Source organism: Parvibaculum sp., assembly GCF_035325945.1.
GTDB lineage: Bacteria > Pseudomonadota > Alphaproteobacteria > Parvibaculales > Parvibaculaceae > Parvibaculum.
In genome coordinates this window covers 344,776-362,600 of the sequence record NZ_DAOKYX010000001.1, presented here as the reverse complement: position 1 = coordinate 362,600, position 17,825 = coordinate 344,776, and the positions used below count along the sequence as shown (strand labels likewise).

Below are 17,825 nucleotides of genomic sequence, written 5' to 3'. Positions count from 1 at the left end.
CGTCAGCGCTCGATCGTGAGATTGCGTTCGGCGAGGAACTTGATCCGGCCCTTCTCGCCCGAAGCCTCGAAGCGCGGCAGCACTTTCTCGATCGCCCAGGGAATGGCCGCCATCACCCGCGCCATCACGCTGTCGCTGTAAGGCACATAGGTTTCGAGGCGTCCGCTGTCGAGCGCCGCCATGCAGGCGTCCGCGACTTCGGCGGCGGTGAGCACCTTGCCCATGAAATTGAGCGGCGAGCCGCCATGCGTCGCTTCGTAGCGAAGCATCGGCGTATCGACGCCGCTTGGAAAGACGCCCATCACGCGCACGCCATCGCCGGCGAGTTCCGCCCGCACCGAGGTGAGGAAGCCGCGAAGGCCGAATTTCGACGCGGCATAGGCGGCACTTCCCTTGAGCGCCATGATCCCGCCCATGGAGACGATGGAAACTATGTCGCCCGATCCGCGCGGGCGCATGACCCGCGCCGCCGCGCTTGTGAGCTGCATGGGGGCGATGAGGTTGATGAAGATGTGCCGGTCGAGCACATCTGGCGCCAGCCGGTCGGCATCGCCGGGCTCGATGAAGCCCGCATTGTTGACGAGGAGGTCGAGGTCGGAATGTTCCGTCTCGATGGCGGCGGCGAGCGCAGCGATGCCTTCGGTTGTCGAAAGATCGGCGCGGAGGGCGAGCGCGGGGCGGGAGAGGCGCTTTGCCACCGCGCCCATGCGCGCCTCGTCGATATCGGCGAGGATGAGGCCATAGCCGCGCTTGTCGAGACGAAGCGCTATTTCCCCGGCGATGGCGCCGCCGCCGCCCGTGATGAAAGCCTTCTTCATCATGCGGCCTCTCTGGCGGACGCGGCGCGAAGGCGCTCGAAGCAGCCATCGGCGAGAGCGGGCCAGCCGAGACGCCTGCGCAGGCGCTTCATCTGCTTGCGATAGGCATTGATCTCCACATAGGTCGCGTGCCGCGAGGAGCCGACAAAGCGGATGCCGCCGCTGAGATCGGGCCGGTCGTTCGCGATGAGCTTGTCGATGCGATCGGCTTCCGCGCCGCCATTTGCCCGGGCGCGGATCGTACGCGCGATGAGGTCGGCCATCTCGTCGAAGAGTTTGTAGGCCCCGCCATTCGTCTCCATGAAGCCGAGCGCGTAGAGCGCGCCATCCTCGCGGCTGAAGAGGTTCATGTAGAGGTCCGGCCGCCCGTGCTTCCAGACGAAGGCGTCGGGCGAGAGATAAGGTACCTTCCACTGGTAGCCCGTCGCGCAGAGCACGAGGTTGACTTCCTCCGAGCTTCCATCGGTGAAATGCACGGTCTTGCCCTCGAAGCGTGCGACATCGGGTTTCGCCTTGATGTCGCCATGGGCGAGGAAGTGCAGAAGCTGTGTGTTGACGATCGGATGCGTCTCGAAGACGCGATGATCGGGCTTCTTGAGGCCGAGGCGCGTGAGATCGCCATTGAGGACGCGCAGCATCACGCCGAAGACGCGCTGTTCGAGCCACATCGGAAGCTGCGGGCCGGATGCGGCGAAGGCATCGGCCGGAATGCCGAATATATGCTTCGGGATGAAATGATAGCCGCGCCTCATGCTGATGAAGGCCTTGTCCGCGCTCTGCGCCGCGTCGCAGGCGATGTCGCAGCCCGAATTGCCTGCGCCGATCACGAGCACGCGCTTGCCCTTGAACTCGTCCATCGAGCGGTAGGTCTGCGCGTGGCGCATCTCGCCCGTATAGAGGCCCGGATATTTGGGCATGGCGGCGTGCCAGTTGGTGCCGTTGGCGCAGACGAGCGAGGCGTAATGCTTCGTCTCGCCGGTCGAGAGCGTGACTTGCCATCCCGTCTTCTCGCGGCGCGCCTCCTTCACCTCCGTGTTGAAGCGGATATGCGGCCGAAGGCCATAGGCATCGGCGAAGGCGTGCATATAGGCGAGAATCTGCCGGTTGGACGGATAGTCCGGATAGTCCTCCGGCATGTCGAAGTCGTGATAATGCGACTGCGTCTTCGACGAGATGAAATGCGCGGAATTGTAGACGGGCGAGCCCGGATTGGACGGGTCCCACAATCCGCCCACATCGGCGTGCCGCTCATGGACATCGAACGGAATGCCGAGGGCGAGAAAACTCCGCGCCAGCGCCAGCCCCGCCGGCCCCCCGCCCACTACACAGACACGCCCCGCTTCGGCCATCGATCGGCTCCTTGCAAAATGTGAGGAATCCTCATATTATGAAAATGATAATCCCTCACATTCCATCGGCGCAAGAGGATTCGAGATGACGGTCGAGACGGCTCGCCGGAAGCCCACACAGGCCCGCGCCCGCGAAAGGGTGGAACGCATCCTCGCGGCGGCGACGGACATCGTCTCGGAAACGGGCAGCGAGCCCATGCGCATGTCGGAGATCGCCGAGCGCGCGGGCGTGCCGATAGGCTCGCTCTATCAGTATTTTCCGGACAAGGCGGCGATCCTGCGGACGCTCGCGATCCGCGTCATGGAGCGCGTGCGGCAGGGGCTCGTCGCGGGCTTTGCCGAAATCCGCTCGGCGGAAGACGCGATTGCGCGTGTCGACGCATCGCTCACGGATTATTACCGGCTTTTCCTCGAAGAGCCGGTTGTGCGCGACATCTGGTCGGGCACGCAGTCGGACAAGGCGCTTCAGGAGCTCGACATCGAGGACAGCCGCGAGAATGCGCGTATCTTTTTCGCTGCGTTGAAGCATCTGGTGGCGAGGCGCGATCAGGCGCGGCTCGAGGCGGCGTCCTTCCTCCTCATGCAGCTCACGGGCGCTGCCGTCCGTCTCGCCATCGCCGTCGACCGAAAGGAAGGCGACCGGCTCATGAAGGAATATCGCGCGCTGATGCGCCGCGAACTCGAAAGCCTCCTTCAGGCGCAAGGCTGACCGGCCCCGCACCCGAATGGGCGAGGAGCCGGTTTGAACGGTGCGGGATCAGAAACCCGGCACGGGGAAGCGCGCGGTGAGTGCGCGGGTGCGGCTCGCGAAGTCTGCCTCCGCCGCGCTGTCGCCCCTTGCGGCGAGCGTGCCCGCGATGATCGCGGCGATCTCCTCCATCTCATCCGCGCCCATTCCGCGCGCCGTCGCGGCCGGCGTGCCGAGGCGAAGGCCGGAAGGCCGCATCGGCGGATTGGGGTCGTCGGGGATCACCTGCTTGTTGGTGGTGAGGCCCACGCGGTCGAGCGCCTCCTGCGCCTCGGCGCCGTTGATGCCGAAACTTGCCACCGTGTCGATGACCATGAGGTGATTGTCGGTGCCGCCGGTGACGAGTTTCGTCTGTCGTTTCACGAGCGCCGCGGCGAGCGCCTTCGCATTGGCGAGCACGGCCCTGGCATAGTCCTGAAAGGCGGGCATGGCGGCGAGGCGGAAGGTCGTCGCCGCCGCCGCGACCTGGTTCATGTGCGGCCCGCCCTGAAGCCCCGGGAAGACCGAGGCGTCGATCTTCTTCGCGAAGCGCTCCTTGCAGAGGATGAGCCCGCCGCGCGGACCCCGCAGCGATTTGTGCGTCGTCGTCGTCATGATGTCGAAGCCGGCATCGAGCGGATTGCGCATGACATTGGCGGCGATGAGCCCGCCGATATGGCTCACATCGGCCATGGTGAGCGCGTCCACCTCGTCGGCCACGCGCTTGAAGTCGGCATAGTCATAGTCGCGCGGATAGGAGGAATAGCCGCAGACGACGAGCTTCGGCCTCGTCTCGCGCGCCACCTTTCGGAGCGCGTCGAAGTCGATCGCGCCCGTCGCCGGATCGGTCTTGTAGCGCACGAAGTTGAAGAGCCGCCCCATATGCGAGACGGGCGCGCCATGGGTGAGATGCCCGCCATGGCTGAGGTCCATGGCGAGGATCGTCTCGCCTGGCTCGAGAAGGCCGAGATAGACCGCCTGATTCATGGGGGAGCCCGACAGCGGCTGCACATTCGCATGCTCGGCGCGGAATAGCGCCTTAGCGCGGTCGCGCGCCAGCGTCTCGATGCGGTCGGTATATTCCTGCCCGCCATAGTAGCGACGGCCCGGATAGCCCTCGGCATATTTGTTGGTGAAGGCGGAGCCGAGCAGCGTCAGCACTTCGGGGAAGGCGTAATTCTCAGATGGAATGAGTTCGAGCCCGGCGCGCTGGCGCGCTTCCTCGCCCTTGAGCGCGAGGAATATGTCTGGATCGGATTGGGCGAGGCGGGTTCGGCCTGCGGTGTCGGTCATCTGTCGTCCTTTCGATGCCAAAACAAAAAACGCCCGGCCAGCATTCTCAAGTGCTGCCCAGGCGATCGGCTCGAAATCCAGTCTCCGCGCTCCCCGATGGTTGCCCATCTCATATCGCCAGTCGCGCGGAGGATATGTGCGACCGGTAACGCGGTGACGTTAGGCTGGGCCTCGCCGCGGGTCAAATGAAGTCTCGGCCGGGCGGGCGCCATAGCTGGACCCCGGGACGAGCCCGGGGTGACGGCAGAGTTTGTGGCAAGGCATTCGCTGCCCCGCCATGCCGGGTCTCATCGGGCCATCCAGCTCAGGGCAGACCGAGCACGCGCTTTGCCAGAATGTTCTTCTGGATCTCGTTCGAGCCGCCATAGATCGACTGCGCCCGCGCGCCGAGATAGCGCGCGACGGCCGGTGCCGCATCGGCGGGGAGCGGCGTGTTGCCCGCCCATCCGGGCGCAACCGAATCGGGAAAGGCAGGCATGGCATAGGGGCCATGGGCTTCCATGCCGAGTTCGGTGATGTCCTGCGCGAGTTCGGTCGCGATCACTTTCAGGATCGAGGCTTCATTGCCCGGCGCCCCGCCTTCGGCGACGGTTGCGAGCACACGCAGCACGGTGAGTTCGAGCGCGTCGAGCCGCGCCTCCAGGCTTGCGAGCTTCGCGCGGAAGGCTGCGTCGTCGATGAGCCGCAGGCCTCCTGCATCTGTCGTCTCCGCCGTCGCGCGAATATCCGCAAGCTGCTTCCGCTTGCCCGCGACATGGGCATAGGACGTGCGCTCATGGCCGAGGAGATAGTTGGCGTAGGTCCAGCCCTTGCCTTCCTCGCCAATGCGGTTTTCGACCGGTACACGGACATTCTCGAAACTGACGCTGTTCAGCGAGTGCTTGCCGTCGATGCTGATGATCGGCCGCACGGTGATGCCGGGCGAGGCCATGTCGATGCAGAGGAAGGTGATGCCTTCCTGCTTCTTGCCGGAATTGTCGGTGCGCAGGAGACAGAAGATCCAGTCCGCGTGCTGCGCGAGGCTCGTCCAGATCTTCGTGCCGTTGACGACATATTCGTCGCCGTCCCGCGCGGCGGCGCATTGGAGCGAGGCGAGGTCGGAGCCCGATCCCGGCTCGGAGTAGCCCTGCGCCCAGAAGACCGTGCTGTCGAGAATGCCGGGAAGCCAGCGCTTCTTCTGCTCCTCCGTGCCGAATGTGTAGATGACGGGCCCGACATAGAGGAGGCCCATCGGCACGACATTGAGCGCGCCCGCGCGTTCAAGCTCCTCGTCGAAGATATATTTCTGGTTGGCCGTCCAGCCCGTGCCGCCATCGGCCTTCGGCCAGTTGACAGCAAGCCAGCCCTTCGCGGCCAGCGCACGTTCCGAGTGCTGATAATCCTGCTTCGTGGGCGAGCAGCCGCGCGCCATCTTCTCCACGATCTCGCGAGGGTACTCGTTCTCGAAGAAGTCCCGCACCGTCATGCGGAACTTTTCGTCAGCCTCCGAAAAGGAAAAATCCATCGTCCCCGTCCCCGTCGATTTTGTCGTTGGGACGAGACTATCGGCTCGGCGCCCAGCCTTGCACCTCAATTCGCCGTGACAGCCATGCAAAAGGGCCGGTGTTTCCACCGGCCCTTCCGTTTCCGTGGCGTCGGATATGAACTTCTTAGAAGTCCATTCCACCCATTCCACCCATGCCGCCCATGCCGCCGGGCATGGCGGGCGCGCCAGTGTCCTTCTTCGGCGCGTCGGCGATCATGGCTTCCGTCGTGATCAGGAGGCTGGCGACCGAAGCTGCGTTCTGAAGCGCGGTGCGCACGACCTTGGTCGGGTCGACGATGCCGGTGGCGACGAGGTCGCAGTACTCTTCGTTCTGCGCATCGAAGCCCCAGTTGGGCTGCTTCGCTTCGAGAACCTTCTGCACCACGATCGAGCCCTCGATCCCCGCATTCTCGACGACCTGACGGATCGGCGCCTCGAGAGCCTTGCGGATGATGTTGATGCCCGCCTGGATGTCGGTGTTGTCGCTCGTGACCTTCGCGACAGCCTTGGTGGCCATGAGAAGCGCCGTGCCGCCGCCCGGGACGATGCCTTCCTCGACGGCCGCGCGGGTCGCGTTGAGCGCGTCGTCGACGCGGTCCTTGCGCTCCTTCACTTCGACTTCGGTCGAGCCGCCGACCTTGATCACCGCAACGCCGCCGGCGAGCTTCGCCAGGCGCTCCTGCAGCTTCTCCTTGTCGTAGTCGGACGTCGTCTCCTCGATCTGCCGCTTGATCTGCGTGACGCGAGCCTCGATGTCCTTCTTCTTGCCGACGCCGTCGATGATCGTCGTGTCGTCCTTCGTGATGCGGACGCGCTTGGCCTTGCCGAGCATGTCGGGCGTCACGTTCTCGAGCTTGATGCCCAGTTCTTCGGAGATGACCTGGCCGCCCGTGAGGATCGCGATGTCCTCGAGCATGGCCTTGCGGCGGTCACCGAAGCCCGGCGCCTTCACGGCCGCGACCTTGAGGCCGCCACGGAGCTTGTTGACGACGAGCGTGGCCAGCGCCTCGCCCTCGATGTCCTCGGCGATGATGAGGAGCGGACGGCCCGACTGCACAACCGCCTCGAGGATCGGCAGCATCGGCTGCAGGCTCGTCAGCTTCTTCTCGTGCAGAAGGATGAGCGGCTCTTCAAGCTCGGCCACCATCTTGTCGGCATTGGTGATGAAATAGGGCGAGAGATAGCCGCGGTCGAACTGCATGCCCTCGACGACTTCGAGTTCGCTGTCGAGCGACTTGGCTTCCTCGACCGTGATCACGCCTTCATTGCCGACCTTCGACATCGCTTCGGCGATCATGTCGCCGATGGCGCGCTCGCCATTGGCCGAGATCGTGCCGACCTGCGCGATCTCGTCGTTCGACTTGACCTTCTTGGAGCGCTTGTTGAGGTCTTCGATGGCGGTGCGGACGGCAAGCTCGACGCCGCGCTTCAGGTCCATCGGGTTGAGGCCGGCGGCAACCGCCTTGGCGCCTTCGCGCACGATCGCCTGGGTGAGAACGGTCGCCGTCGTGGTGCCGTCGCCAGCGACGTCGTTCGTCTTGGAGGCGACTTCCTTCACCATCTGGGCGCCCATGTTCTCGAACTTGTCTTCAAGTTCGATCTCCTTGGCCACCGTCACGCCGTCCTTCGTGGTGCGGGGCGCACCGAAGGACTTGTCGATCACGACGTTGCGGCCCTTCGGGCCGAGCGTCACCTTCACCGCATCGGCGAGAATGTCGACGCCACGCAGCATCTTCTCGCGTGCGGTACGGCCGAATTTGACTTCCTTAGCCATGGTCTCTTGTTCCTCTTGAGTTCAGATCTGATCGCGGTGCGGGCACGAAAAAAGCTCGCCAACCGTTCGCCGGTTTGCGAGCCTTACTCGGCGGCTGCCTTCTTCTTGGCGCCTTCGACGATGCCCATGATGTCGGACTCTTTCATGATCAGCAGCTCCTGGCCGTCGATCTTGACCTCCGTGCCCGACCACTTGCCGAAGATGACCCGGTCGCCGACCTTGACGTCGAGCGGGAGGATCTTGCCTTCGTCCGTGCGGGCGCCCGGGCCGACCGCGAGCACTTCACCCTGGGAGGGCTTCTCCTGGGCCGTCTCGGGGATGATGATGCCACCGGCGGTCTTGGTGTCTTCCTCGACGCGCTTGACGACAACGCGGTCATGCAGAGGACGGAATTTCATTTCTGTCTGCTCCTGTTTCGGAACCGCGAATTTCGCGGGAAACTTTTGTGGATTATGGGTTGTTAGCACTCGCTAGGGGTGAGTGCTAACAACCGGGAAAACAGATAGGCGTGCCCCTGGGGCATGTCAAGATTGCGAGATCAATGAAGAGATGGATCGCGGGAGCTATTTTTGCTCGCGCGGGAGCGGGCGCAGGCCCCGGAGGGCGAGCCGGACGATGCGCTCCAGCCGGTCGCGGAAATCGGCCTCGTCCCGGGCCCCCCATTCGGCGCCGTGGGCGGCCGCCACGAGCGTGTCGACGGCGGCGTCGAGGCTGAAACCTGCGGCTTTGGGGTCGAACTCGCCCCGCCTGACCCCTTCCTTCAGGGTCTTCGTCAGCGCGGCGCGGAAGCTTCGGTCCACCGGCTCGAAGACGTCGCCGGAGAGCTTGTGCTTCGAATCGATGAATTCCGCCGCATGTGGGCTCGACAGCACCCAGCGGTAGATGAAGCCGAGCTTGGCGTCGAGAAGGGCGAAGATCTTGTCCTCGGCGCTCGTGTCGCGCGCCGCCGCCGCCTTCAGATTCGCTTCGATGCGCTCGCCGAGCTGGCGGGCCAGCGCCTCGAAAAGCTCGTCCTTGCTCTTGAAATAGAGATAGAGCGTGCCCTTGGCGACATTCGCTGCCTGGGCGATGTCCTCCATCGAGGTGCGCCGGTAGCCGTAATGGCGAAAGAGATCGAAGGCGGAATCGAGAATGAGCGTCCGCTTGTCCGCGGCCGGGCCCTTCTGCTGCGACGCTTCGTTCACCTTCGCTGCCATTCCGAGCGGGCCGGGTGGTGTGGTTCGCCCGGCCGTCCCCCTGTCCGGTCGACGATCCCTATTCGCATACACCAGGCCCGGCGCAAAGTCATGGCCGCCGCTGTCGCACCGTTTGCGTAACTCGTGCCGCCAGCTAGGATGGCGCCTCTTTCGCAGATGGGCAGGGGGAGGATGATCATGGCCGGCCGTTTCGTGAATGAAGGGCTGATCGGCAAACCGGGCTCGCGCGACAGGCTTCAGACGCCCGCACTCGTTCTCGATCTCGACCGCTTCGAGCGAAATGTCGCGGCCATGGCCGAGCATTGCCGCCGCAATGGGCTGGCGCTCCGCCCCCATGCGAAGACGCACAAGAGCGTGGCAATTGCGAAGGCGCAGATGAAGGCCGGCGCCATCGGCCAGTGCTGCGCCAAGCTCGGTGAGGCCGAGGCGATGGCCGATGGCGGCATCGAGAGCCTCCTTCTCACCTCGCCTGTGGTGAGCGAGGGCGGCATCGCCCGCCTCATGGCGCTGAACGCGAAGGTCTCCGATCTGATGGTCGCGGTCGACAATCCGCTCAATGCCGAAGCGCTGGCCACCGCGGCCGCCACGGGGGGCAGGAAGCTCAAGGTCCTTGTCGATCTCGATCCGGGCCTGCACCGCACGGGCATCACGCCCGGCGCGCCCGCTCTCGCGCTTGGCGAGCAGATCCACCGCTCGGAATGGCTCGAGCTTCGCGGAATCCAGTGCTATGCGGGCCATGTCATGCATATCGAGGATTTCGCCGACCGCCGCGAAAAGTCGCTCGCCGCGATGAAGCTCCTCGCCGAAACGCGCGATGCCTTCCGCGCCAAAGGGCTGCCGGTCGATATCGTCTCGGGGGGCGGCACGGGGAGCTACAATATCGACCCCGAGGCGCGCGTCCTTACCGAGCTTCAGGGCGGCTCCTACGTCTTCATGGACAAGCAATATAACGACGTGCCGATCGCGAATGGCGCGCCCATGCCCTTCGAGACATCGCTCTTTGTGCAGATGAGCGTCGTTTCCAACAACACGCCGAACCTTGCGACGACCGATGCTGGCTTCAAGGCATTCTCGACCGACGCCGCGCCACCCGTGCTTTCATCCGGTGCGCCGGAAGGCTCGGTCTATTTCTTCTTCGGCGACGAGCAGGGCGGCATCGCGCTGCCCAAGGGCGCATCCCTGCCGCTCGGCGCGGCCCTGACCGCGATCACGCCGCATTGCGACCCCACGGTCAATCTCTACGATTGCTACCATGTCGTGCGCGGCGACACGCTGGTCGACATCTGGCCGATCGAGGCGCGCGGGAAAAGCGCCTGAAGCCCGCCCTCGCTAGCGTCCCATCTCCCGGTCGAGCCGCTCCCAGAGCGGACGGCAATCGACGACCGAGCCTTCCCGCATCGCCCGGTCGATCGCCATGACGGTGAGGCCGGCCACCATCGCGTCATGTGCGTTGACGGGGAAGGGCTTGCCTTCGAGCAGATGAGCCGCCAAGTCGCGCCCCATGGCGGGGTCCATGCCGGCATGGCCGCCCGAGCCCTCTTCGACGGCGATTGTCTCGGCGGGGGCAAGGCCCAGCGCGTCGCGATACTGCACCCGGTCGCTCACGAGGTCGGCTTCGAGCGCGCCATTGGTGCCCATGAAAAGCCATCGCCGCTGCGGCAGCCCCGCATGGGTGTTCGCGCTGAAGGAAAGCCGCACCCCGTTTTCATATTCGACGATGGCGACCTGATGGTCGGTCACGTCCGCGTCGGAGGAGAAGGTCTCCGCCGATGTGTTCCAGCCCGGCCGCCACACAGAATAGGCGGATGTGCCGTCGGCGTATCGCCGCCCCGTCATTTCCTCATGGCCGGGCGTGAAGATCGCACGCCCGCCGAAACTTGAGACGCGCGCCGGATTGGCGCCGATGAACATGCGGTAGATGTCGAAGTCGTGGCAGCATTTGTCGAGAAGGAACGAGCCGCCATATTGCTGCCGGCGCCGCCAGTCGCGCATGAGGAAGGCCCCATGCTCTGGGTGCAGATGTTCGTTTCCTTCCATGCTGATGAGCGTGCCGAGCCGCCCGTCGGCGAGCGCGGCCGCGACCGCGCGGGTGAGGGGCGATGAGCGCATGACGAGGCCGACGAGTATGGCCTCCTCGCCATGCGCGCGCAGAAGCCGGGCCAGCGCCCAGCTTTCTTCCTCGGTGCGCACGATGGGCTTTTCGGTGAAGACGCGCACGCCCGCCGCGAGCCCCGCCGAAATATGTTCGAGATGAAGGTGGTTGGGCGAGCCGACCATCAAGAGGTCAGGCTTCGTCCGTGCAAGCATCGTCTCGACATCGGCGAATTGCGGCCCGGGCTCGATGCCGCGTTTGGCGAGCGAGGGGAGGCCGTATGGCTCGGGGTCCACATAGCCGACAAGGCGCGCGCCCGGCGCCGCGGCGAGGAGGTTGCGGATGACGACCGAAATGCGCTGGCCGAGGCCCGCGACCGCGATTTTGATTTCGCCTGAAGTGTTCATGACCGGATGCGCGTGGCGGATGTGAGATAGGCGATCCGAAGTCTAGCCGACCGGCGGCGCCATGTCGCCCACGCATGTGAAGGTGAGGGGTCTCGGCCCCTCACCGCAGAAGCTGCATCGTCGCCGCTGCTTCCTCGCCCTGGAGCGTGGTGAAGCCGATCCGCTCGTAAAGGATCTGCGCGTCCTTCGTGTTGAGCATGATCCGGCGGACCTTCTCGATGGCGGGGTCGGCGAGGACGGTATCGACGAGCCATTTGCCAAGGCCCCGCCCGCGATGGACGGGCAGCACATAGACGTCGCTCAGCCAGGCAAATCGCGTCGTGTCGGTGACGAGCCTTGCGAATCCCGCCTGTTCGCCATCGGGGGAGTACATTCCATAGGCGCGGGAATTCACGATGCTCGTCCACAGGTCCTCGGGCGGAACTTCGCTTGCCCAATAGGTGGCGCGGAGCATTCGCAAGATCGATTCTCGGTCCAGCTTCGATTTGTCCGTGTTGATCTCGAAGCCATGACGCAACCAACTCATCTTTGTACTGATCCTTTACTGCTACCGGGCGCCCGCGCGTTGGGCGTATTTCCATGCTTCCAGCGCAAGGGGGCGAACATTCTGCGACATCTGCTTTGCGTGCTCGCTCGAAGCCGTGCCGTCGCGAACGCGTCCGGCAATGCCTTGCAGAATTCCCGCGAGGCGGAAGAAATTATAGGCGAAATAGAAATCGAGATTGTCGATGCCGGAACGGTTCGTCCGCTCGCAATACATGCGGATATATTCCTCGAGCGTCGGAATGCCGAGGCTCTTGAGATCGGCAGTGGCGATGGAGCCGGTGCCGCCGCCCGTGCCCTGGCCGGGCATCACCCATTGCATGCAGCTATAGGTGAAATCGCCGAGCGGATGGCCGAGTGTCGAAAGCTCCCAGTCGAGCACGGCGATGACGCGAGGTTCCGTCGGATGCAGGATCGTGTTGTCGAGCCGGTAGTCGCCATGAACGATGGAGGTGGAATCGTCCTGCGGCACGTTCTCGGGCAGCCATTCCATCAGCCGGTTCATCTCGACGATGGTTTCGGTCTCGGATGCGACATATTGCTTCGACCAGCGTGAGATCTGACGCATGAAGTAATTGCCGGGCTTGCCGAAGTCGCCGAGGCCGATGGCCTCGTAATCGACCATGTGGAGGCGCGCCATCGTCTCGTTGAGCGAGTCGTAGATCTTCCAGCGCGTTGCCGGATCCTGAGCGGGGAGCAGCGGCTCCCAGAGCACGCGGCCCTCCACCATGTCCATGATGTAGAAGGCGGTGCCGATGACGCTGTCATCCTCGCAGAGGCAATAGGTGCGCGGAACAGGAAAGCCGACGCCGTTGAGCGCCGTGATGACCTTGTATTCGCGATCGACCGCATGGGCGGAGGGCAGGAGCTTGCCCGGCGGCTTGCGGCGCAGCACATATTTGCGCGCAGGCGTCACGAGCTGATAGGTCGGGTTGGACTGGCCACCCTTGAACTGGTTGACAGTCAGCGGGCCCTTGAAGCCTTCGACATGCCCGGCCATGTAGGCTTCGAGCCGGGCGACGTCGAAACGGTGACTTTCGGCCACTTCTTTCGTGCCGGAAAACTGTTCCTGGCGGCTCGGCTGTGCGCCATTGCCGCTGGCGGCCTCGTTACTCATGGCCTCATCCTCCCTATCAGTGACATTATTCGTATGCTGAATGCGATTCAAGAATCCATCGTCAGGCCGTCTGGCGTTCGCGTTCTATCGCGCGCCAGCCGATGTCGCTGCGGCAGAAGCCGTCCGGCCACTGAATGAGGCCGATGGCCCGATAAGCCGCTTCCTGCGCCGCCGCCACCGTCGCGCCCGTCGCGGTGACATTGAGGACGCGCCCGCCGGTCGAAAGTATGTGCCCGTTCTCGACGCGCGTGCCCGCATGGAAGATATTCACATTCGGCACCCGGCTTGCGGCATCGAGGCCGGCGATCTCGGTATTCTTCCGATAATCGCCCGGATAGCCGTTCGCCGCCATGACGACGGTGAGCGCCGCGTCGTCCTTCCATTCGAGAGCGACCCTGTCGAGCGTGCCGTCATGAGTGGCGATGAGCGCGGGCAGAATGTCGGAATTGAGCCGCGTCATCAGGACCTGCGTTTCGGGATCGCCGAAGCGCGCATTGTATTCGATGAGCTGCGGGCCCTTTTCCGTAATCATCAATCCGGCGAAGAGGACACCCTTGAATGGCGTGCCGCGTTTCTTCATGGCCTGGACGGTGGGCTCGATGATCTCGCGCATGACGCGCTCGACGAGATCGGGCGTGAGGACGGGCGCCGGCGAATAAGCGCCCATGCCGCCGGTGTTCGGCCCCTGATCACCGTCATGGACGCGCTTGTGATCCTGTGCGGTTGCAAGCGCCAGCGCATGTTCCCCGTCGCAGAGCGCGAAGAAGCTCGCTTCCTCGCCTTCGAGGAATTCCTCGATTACGACCTCGGCGCCCGCCGCGCCGAAGCGTCCGCTGAAAATCTCGTCGATCGCGGCTTCGGCCTCGGCCGCCGTCTCGGCGATGATGACGCCCTTGCCGGCGGCGAGGCCGTCCGCCTTGACGACGATGGGCGCACCCTTCTCGCGCGCAAAAGCCTTTGCGGCGGAGGCATCCGAAAAGCGGCCATAGGCGGCGGTCGGAATCCCGAACTCCGCGCAGAGATCCTTGGTGAAGCCTTTCGAGCCTTCAAGCCGCGCGGCCGCCGCGCTCGGCCCGAAGGATTTGATTCCCTCCCGCTCCAGCCGGTCCACAAGGCCGTTGACGAGCGGGTCTTCCGGCCCGACGACCACGAAACCGATCTTCGACTCGCGGCAGAAGCGGACGATGCTGTCGAAGTCGAGCGGCTTCAGGTCGATACATTCCGCGATTTCGGCGATGCCGCCATTTCCCGGCGCGCAGTAAAGGCGGGATACGAGCGGGCTTGCCGCAATCTTCCAGGCCAGCGCGTGTTCGCGGCCTCCGGAGCCGATAACGAGTACATTCATCGAGCGCTTCGGACCTCTTGCCTGCCGGAAACGAGCCGCCCCGTCCAGGGTGGGCTTTGAGGGTTTTCCTTGTAACATGTGCGCGGGGTGAGGCAACCCTGACCCATGTTGCAAACCCAGATCAGAACGAGTCCAGAAAAGAGCATGGCCGGAACGGCAAAAGGCAGAACCAGAGTGTCGCAGTCCGGCGAGGAGGGCGGCAATGCGCATGAGTTCTCGGTCAGCGAGATTTCCTTCGCGCTGAAGCGGACGGTCGAAGAAACCTTCGGCCATGTGCGCGTGCGCGGCGAGATCACGGGCTTTCGCGGGGTTCATTCCTCGGGCCATGCCTATTTCGCGCTCAAGGACGAGGGCGCGCGCCTCGAAGCGGTGATCTGGAAGGGCGTCTATGGGAAACTCCGCTTCAAGCCCGCCGAAGGGCTCGAGGTGATCGCGACCGGCAAGCTCACCACCTATCCGGGCAGCTCAAAATATCAGATCGTCATCGAGCAGCTCGAGCCGGCCGGCATCGGCGCGCTGATGGCGCTTCTGGAAGAGCGCAAGAAGAAGCTCGCCGCCGAAGGGCTCTTCGCCGCCGAGCGCAAGCGGCCGCTGCCCTATCTTCCGGATGTCATCGGCGTCATCACGAGCCCGACGGGCGCGGTCATCCGCGACATATTGCACAGGCTTTCCGACCGTTTTCCGCGCCGCGTCATCGTCTGGCCGGTGCGCGTGCAGGGAGAGACGGCCGCCTCCGACGTCGCGAATGCGATTGCGGGCTTCAACAGGCTCGCGCCGGGCGGCTCGATCCCGCGCCCCGATCTTCTAATTGTCGCGCGCGGCGGCGGCTCGATCGAGGATCTCTGGTCCTTCAACGAGGAAATCGTCGTCCGCGCGGCGGCGGCAAGCGAGATTCCGCTGATCGCCGCCGTAGGCCACGAAACCGATGTGACACTGATCGACCATGCCGCCGACAGGCGCGCGCCGACGCCGACAGCGGCCGCCGAGATGGCCGTTCCCGTGCGCGCCGAATGTCTCGCATCTGTCTATGACCTTGCACGCAGGCTCATCCGCGCCGAAGGACGCCTCGTCGAGGAAAGCCGCGCGCAGTTGAAAGGCGTCGCGCGCGGCCTGCCGCGCCTCCAGGATCTCATCGCGCTGCCCCGCCAGCGCTTCGACCATATCGGCGAAAGGCTCGCGCTGGCGCTCCGCCGCGCGGCCGAGGTCAAGCGCGCCGCGCTCCACCGCATCGAGGGCAGGCTTTCGATGCATGTCCTGCGTTTCAGGATGGATGAAGGCCGGAAGCGCCTCGAACAGCTCGACGCCCGCGCCCGCGTGGCGGAGCGGCGGCAGCTCGTCGATCTGGCGCGGCGGCTGGAGAGCGCGGGAAAGCTCCTCGATTCCTATTCCTATGAGCGCGTGCTCGATCGCGGCTTTGCCCTCGTCCGCACCGCCGAGGGCGCGCCTGTCCGCGGTTCCGCAGGCCGCAAGCCCGGCGAGGCGCTGGAGATCGAATTTTCCGGCAAGGATCGCCTCGGCGTGGTCGTCGCGGGCGCGCCAGACGCGCCGAAGCCCGCCCCGCGCCGGAAAGCGCATGCGGGCGAAGACCCGCAAGGGAGCCTTCTCTAGAGCCGCTTTGAAAGCACGGCCGGGCGCGCTAGAGTGCGCCCCATGAACAGGATCGACAGAATGAACACCGGCGGCGAGGCCGAAATCGTCTATGGCGACGGCGAATATCACGTCGTGCGCCCCGGCGCCTATGTGACTTGCGCCGTGACCGGCAACCGCATTCTGCTCGACGATCTGCGCTACTGGAGCGTCGATCTCCAGGAGGCTTATGAAAGCCCCGAGGCTTCGCTCACGCGCTACCGCCAGAAGCATCCGGACAAATGAGGCTCGGCCGCGCCCTCCTGCTCGTCTCGGCAATTCTCGCCGCGGCCTCGTCGGCGCGCGCCGAAACAACGCTGAAGGGAGCGATCGAGCAGGGCTCGCTCGTGATCGGCCGGACGGAACCCGGCGCGAAGGTCGCGCTCGACGGCAAGGCGCTTCCCGTATCGGCCGGCGGGCTCTTCGCCATCGGCTTCGACCGGGATCACGGGCCGCGCGCGACGCTCGCCGTCACCGCGCCCGGCGGCAAGACCGAGACGATGGAACTCGTGGTCGCGCCGCGCGACTGGAACATCCAGCGTATCGAGGGCATCGCGCCCGCGCTGGTCACGCCGCCGCCCGAGGCCATGGCGCGCATCAGGCGCGAGATCGCGCTCAAGGCGGCTTCGCGGCCGGTCGATACCGATGAAGAATGGTTCGCGGGAACTTTCATCTGGCCCGCAAAGGGCACGATCTCCGGCGTTTTCGGCAGCCAGCGCGTCTATAACGGCCAGCCGAAAAATCCGCATTACGGCGTCGATGTTGCGGCACCGACGGGCGCTGCCATCGTCGCGCCCGCCGATGGTATCGTGCGCCTTGCCGAGCCGGACATGTATTTCGAGGGCGGCCTCGTCTTTATCGACCACGGGCAGGGCGTCATCAGCATGATGATGCATATGTCGCGCATCGATGTGAAGCAGGGCGAGCATGTGCGGCAGGGCCAGCCCATCGGCGCCGTCGGCAAGACGGGAAGGGCGACAGGCCCGCATCTTCACTGGGGCATGGTGTGGCGCGATGCGCGCGTCGATCCCTCGCTGCTCGTGAAGGGCGTGGCCGCGCGGGGTGCTGTGCCGGGAACCGCCGTCGGCGGCGATTGAGCCTCGCCTCTCCGCCCGGGCGCGGCCTCAGTTCGTCCAGCGATTATGCAGCCAGAACCAGTTTTCCGGCTTTTCGCGGATGCGGGCCTCCAGAAAATCATTGAGCGCCTGCGTGATCCGCACGATCTCCGAATTCATCTCGGCGTCCTGCTTCACCTCGATCCGGTCGAAGACGGTGAGGCGGAAATTGGCGCCATGCACGCGCTCTATGATGGCGGGAAAGATCGGCGTGCCATAGCGCACGGCGAGGCCCGCGGGCGAGGGCGTCGTCATGGCGGGAAGGCCGAACAGCCGTGCCTCGATGCCATCATTGAGCTTCTGGTCGATGAGCATGCCGATGAAGCGATGTTCGCGCACAGCCTTGATGAGTTGCCTCGTACCCTTCGGGCCCTTGGCGATCTGCTCCGGCACGATCAGCTCGCGCCGCATGGCGACCATCCACTCGTTGACGTAGGGATTGTTCGCGGCGCGATAGACCCCGCTTCCATCGAGGCCCTTGAGCCGCATGGCGAGCGGCATCAGCTCCCAATTGCCGAAATGGCCGGAAACGACGAGCGCGCCCTGACCGGCCCTGGCCAGTTCGAGCAGCGGTTCGGCGCCGATGATCTCCATCCGCGCGCTTTCCTCGGGCCGGCTGAACTTGTCGAGATGCGCATATTCAAAGGCCGTCCGTCCGAGATTGTCCCACATGCCGGCGACGATGCGATCGATCGCCTCGGGCGAAAGCTCCGGCATGGCGCGCGCGATATTGCCTCTGGCACGCCGCGAGATGCCGAGCCTTGGCCCCAGCGTGTGCCCGAGCCATCCGCCGAGCGCGGATGAGCGATCGAGACCGAGGATACGGCAGAAGGCGAGCATCACCCGCAGCGCCACCGCTTCGAGGCGGTATTGTATGTTCTTGTTCATGCCAGTTTCG

General features: G+C 64.8%; 17 protein-coding genes and 1 riboswitch. Of the genes, 5 read left to right on the top strand and 12 right to left on the bottom strand.

Going from position 1 to position 17,825, the window contains the following annotated elements; all coding sequences use genetic code 11:
• Nucleotides 1-2 precede the first annotated feature (2 nt).
• Both PKA57_RS01775 and PKA57_RS01770 read right to left on the bottom strand, forming a co-directional pair.
• A complete protein-coding gene (locus tag PKA57_RS01775; RefSeq protein ID WP_324297201.1) occupies nucleotides 3-821 on the bottom strand; it encodes an SDR family oxidoreductase in 819 nt (272 codons plus the stop codon).
• The gene (locus PKA57_RS01770) at nucleotides 818-2,167 is read right to left on the bottom strand and encodes an NAD(P)-binding domain-containing protein (protein ID WP_324297200.1); all 1,350 of its coding nucleotides are present in this window, start codon (nucleotides 2,165-2,167) and stop codon (nucleotides 818-820) included. Before PKA57_RS01770 ends, PKA57_RS01775 begins: the two co-directional genes overlap by 4 nt.
• 85 nt (nucleotides 2,168-2,252) lie before the next feature.
• On the opposite strand from PKA57_RS01770, the gene PKA57_RS01765 reads away from it, so the two are divergent.
• On the top strand, nucleotides 2,253-2,876 hold the full coding sequence (locus PKA57_RS01765) for a TetR/AcrR family transcriptional regulator (RefSeq protein WP_324297199.1): 624 nt from the start codon (nucleotides 2,253-2,255) through the stop codon (nucleotides 2,874-2,876).
• 48 nt (nucleotides 2,877-2,924) lie between these two features.
• Here PKA57_RS01765 and glyA read toward each other — a convergent pair whose 3' ends face one another.
• The 5 genes from glyA to PKA57_RS01740 all read right to left on the bottom strand — a co-directional run bounded on the left by glyA (nucleotide 2,925) and on the right by PKA57_RS01740 (nucleotide 8,682).
• Nucleotides 2,925-4,187 (bottom strand): serine hydroxymethyltransferase, encoded by a 1,263-nt coding sequence (gene glyA / locus PKA57_RS01760; protein ID WP_324297198.1) that lies wholly within the window; start codon nucleotides 4,185-4,187, stop codon nucleotides 2,925-2,927.
• 48 nt (nucleotides 4,188-4,235) lie between these two features.
• Nucleotides 4,236-4,322, bottom strand: a riboswitch (ZMP/ZTP riboswitch).
• Between the two features lie 169 nt (nucleotides 4,323-4,491).
• On the bottom strand, nucleotides 4,492-5,691 hold the full coding sequence (locus PKA57_RS01755) for an acyl-CoA dehydrogenase family protein (RefSeq protein WP_324297197.1): 1,200 nt from the start codon (nucleotides 5,689-5,691) through the stop codon (nucleotides 4,492-4,494).
• Between the two features lie 145 nt (nucleotides 5,692-5,836).
• Nucleotides 5,837-7,486, bottom strand: a complete 1,650-nt coding sequence (groL, locus tag PKA57_RS01750; RefSeq protein ID WP_324297196.1) for a chaperonin GroEL — start codon at nucleotides 7,484-7,486, stop codon at nucleotides 5,837-5,839.
• A gap of 83 nt (nucleotides 7,487-7,569) precedes the next feature.
• Nucleotides 7,570-7,884 carry a co-chaperone GroES gene (gene groES / locus PKA57_RS01745; protein WP_324297195.1) on the bottom strand — a complete coding sequence of 105 codons (315 nt, stop codon included), beginning with the start codon at nucleotides 7,882-7,884 and terminating at the stop codon, nucleotides 7,570-7,572.
• A gap of 165 nt (nucleotides 7,885-8,049) precedes the next feature.
• Nucleotides 8,050-8,682: a TetR/AcrR family transcriptional regulator gene (locus PKA57_RS01740; protein WP_324297194.1), complete on the bottom strand. Its 633-nt coding sequence runs from the start codon at nucleotides 8,680-8,682 to the stop codon at nucleotides 8,050-8,052.
• A gap of 177 nt (nucleotides 8,683-8,859) precedes the next feature.
• On the opposite strand from PKA57_RS01740, the gene PKA57_RS01735 reads away from it, so the two are divergent.
• A complete protein-coding gene (locus PKA57_RS01735) occupies nucleotides 8,860-9,999 on the top strand; it encodes a DSD1 family PLP-dependent enzyme (RefSeq protein ID WP_324297193.1) in 1,140 nt (379 codons plus the stop codon).
• A gap of 12 nt (nucleotides 10,000-10,011) precedes the next feature.
• Here PKA57_RS01735 and PKA57_RS01730 read toward each other — a convergent pair whose 3' ends face one another.
• The 4 genes from PKA57_RS01730 to purD form a co-directional block, all read right to left on the bottom strand.
• Nucleotides 10,012-11,181, bottom strand: a complete 1,170-nt coding sequence (locus tag PKA57_RS01730) for a Gfo/Idh/MocA family oxidoreductase (protein ID WP_324297192.1) — start codon at nucleotides 11,179-11,181, stop codon at nucleotides 10,012-10,014.
• A 100-nt stretch (nucleotides 11,182-11,281) separates the two neighbouring features.
• Nucleotides 11,282-11,707, bottom strand: coding sequence for a GNAT family N-acetyltransferase (locus tag PKA57_RS01725; protein ID WP_324297191.1), 426 nt, complete (start codon nucleotides 11,705-11,707; stop codon nucleotides 11,282-11,284).
• Between the two features lie 21 nt (nucleotides 11,708-11,728).
• Nucleotides 11,729-12,841: a phosphotransferase family protein gene (locus PKA57_RS01720; protein WP_324297190.1), complete on the bottom strand. Its 1,113-nt coding sequence runs from the start codon at nucleotides 12,839-12,841 to the stop codon at nucleotides 11,729-11,731.
• Between the two features lie 61 nt (nucleotides 12,842-12,902).
• Nucleotides 12,903-14,186 (bottom strand): phosphoribosylamine--glycine ligase, encoded by a 1,284-nt coding sequence (gene purD, locus PKA57_RS01715; RefSeq protein WP_324297189.1) that lies wholly within the window; start codon nucleotides 14,184-14,186, stop codon nucleotides 12,903-12,905.
• A gap of 144 nt (nucleotides 14,187-14,330) precedes the next feature.
• Here purD and xseA point away from each other — a divergent pair, with 144 nt between their 5' ends.
• The 3 genes from xseA to PKA57_RS01700 are packed head-to-tail and all read left to right on the top strand — an operon-like array spanning nucleotide 14,331 to nucleotide 16,909.
• Complete coding sequence (xseA, locus tag PKA57_RS01710) at nucleotides 14,331-15,794, top strand: exodeoxyribonuclease VII large subunit (protein ID WP_324297188.1); 1,464 nt, start codon at nucleotides 14,331-14,333, stop codon at nucleotides 15,792-15,794.
• A gap of 42 nt (nucleotides 15,795-15,836) precedes the next feature.
• Nucleotides 15,837-16,058: a DUF2093 domain-containing protein gene (locus PKA57_RS01705; protein WP_324297187.1), complete on the top strand. Its 222-nt coding sequence runs from the start codon at nucleotides 15,837-15,839 to the stop codon at nucleotides 16,056-16,058.
• Nucleotides 16,055-16,909 (top strand): M23 family metallopeptidase, encoded by an 855-nt coding sequence (locus tag PKA57_RS01700; RefSeq protein WP_324297186.1) that lies wholly within the window; start codon nucleotides 16,055-16,057, stop codon nucleotides 16,907-16,909. The genes PKA57_RS01705 and PKA57_RS01700 overlap by 4 nt, the downstream gene beginning before the upstream one ends.
• Nucleotides 16,910-16,936: 27 nt before the next feature.
• Here PKA57_RS01700 and PKA57_RS01695 read toward each other — a convergent pair whose 3' ends face one another.
• Nucleotides 16,937-17,815: a hypothetical protein gene (locus PKA57_RS01695; RefSeq protein ID WP_324297185.1), complete on the bottom strand. Its 879-nt coding sequence runs from the start codon at nucleotides 17,813-17,815 to the stop codon at nucleotides 16,937-16,939.
• Between the last annotated feature and the right edge of the window lie 10 nt (nucleotides 17,816-17,825).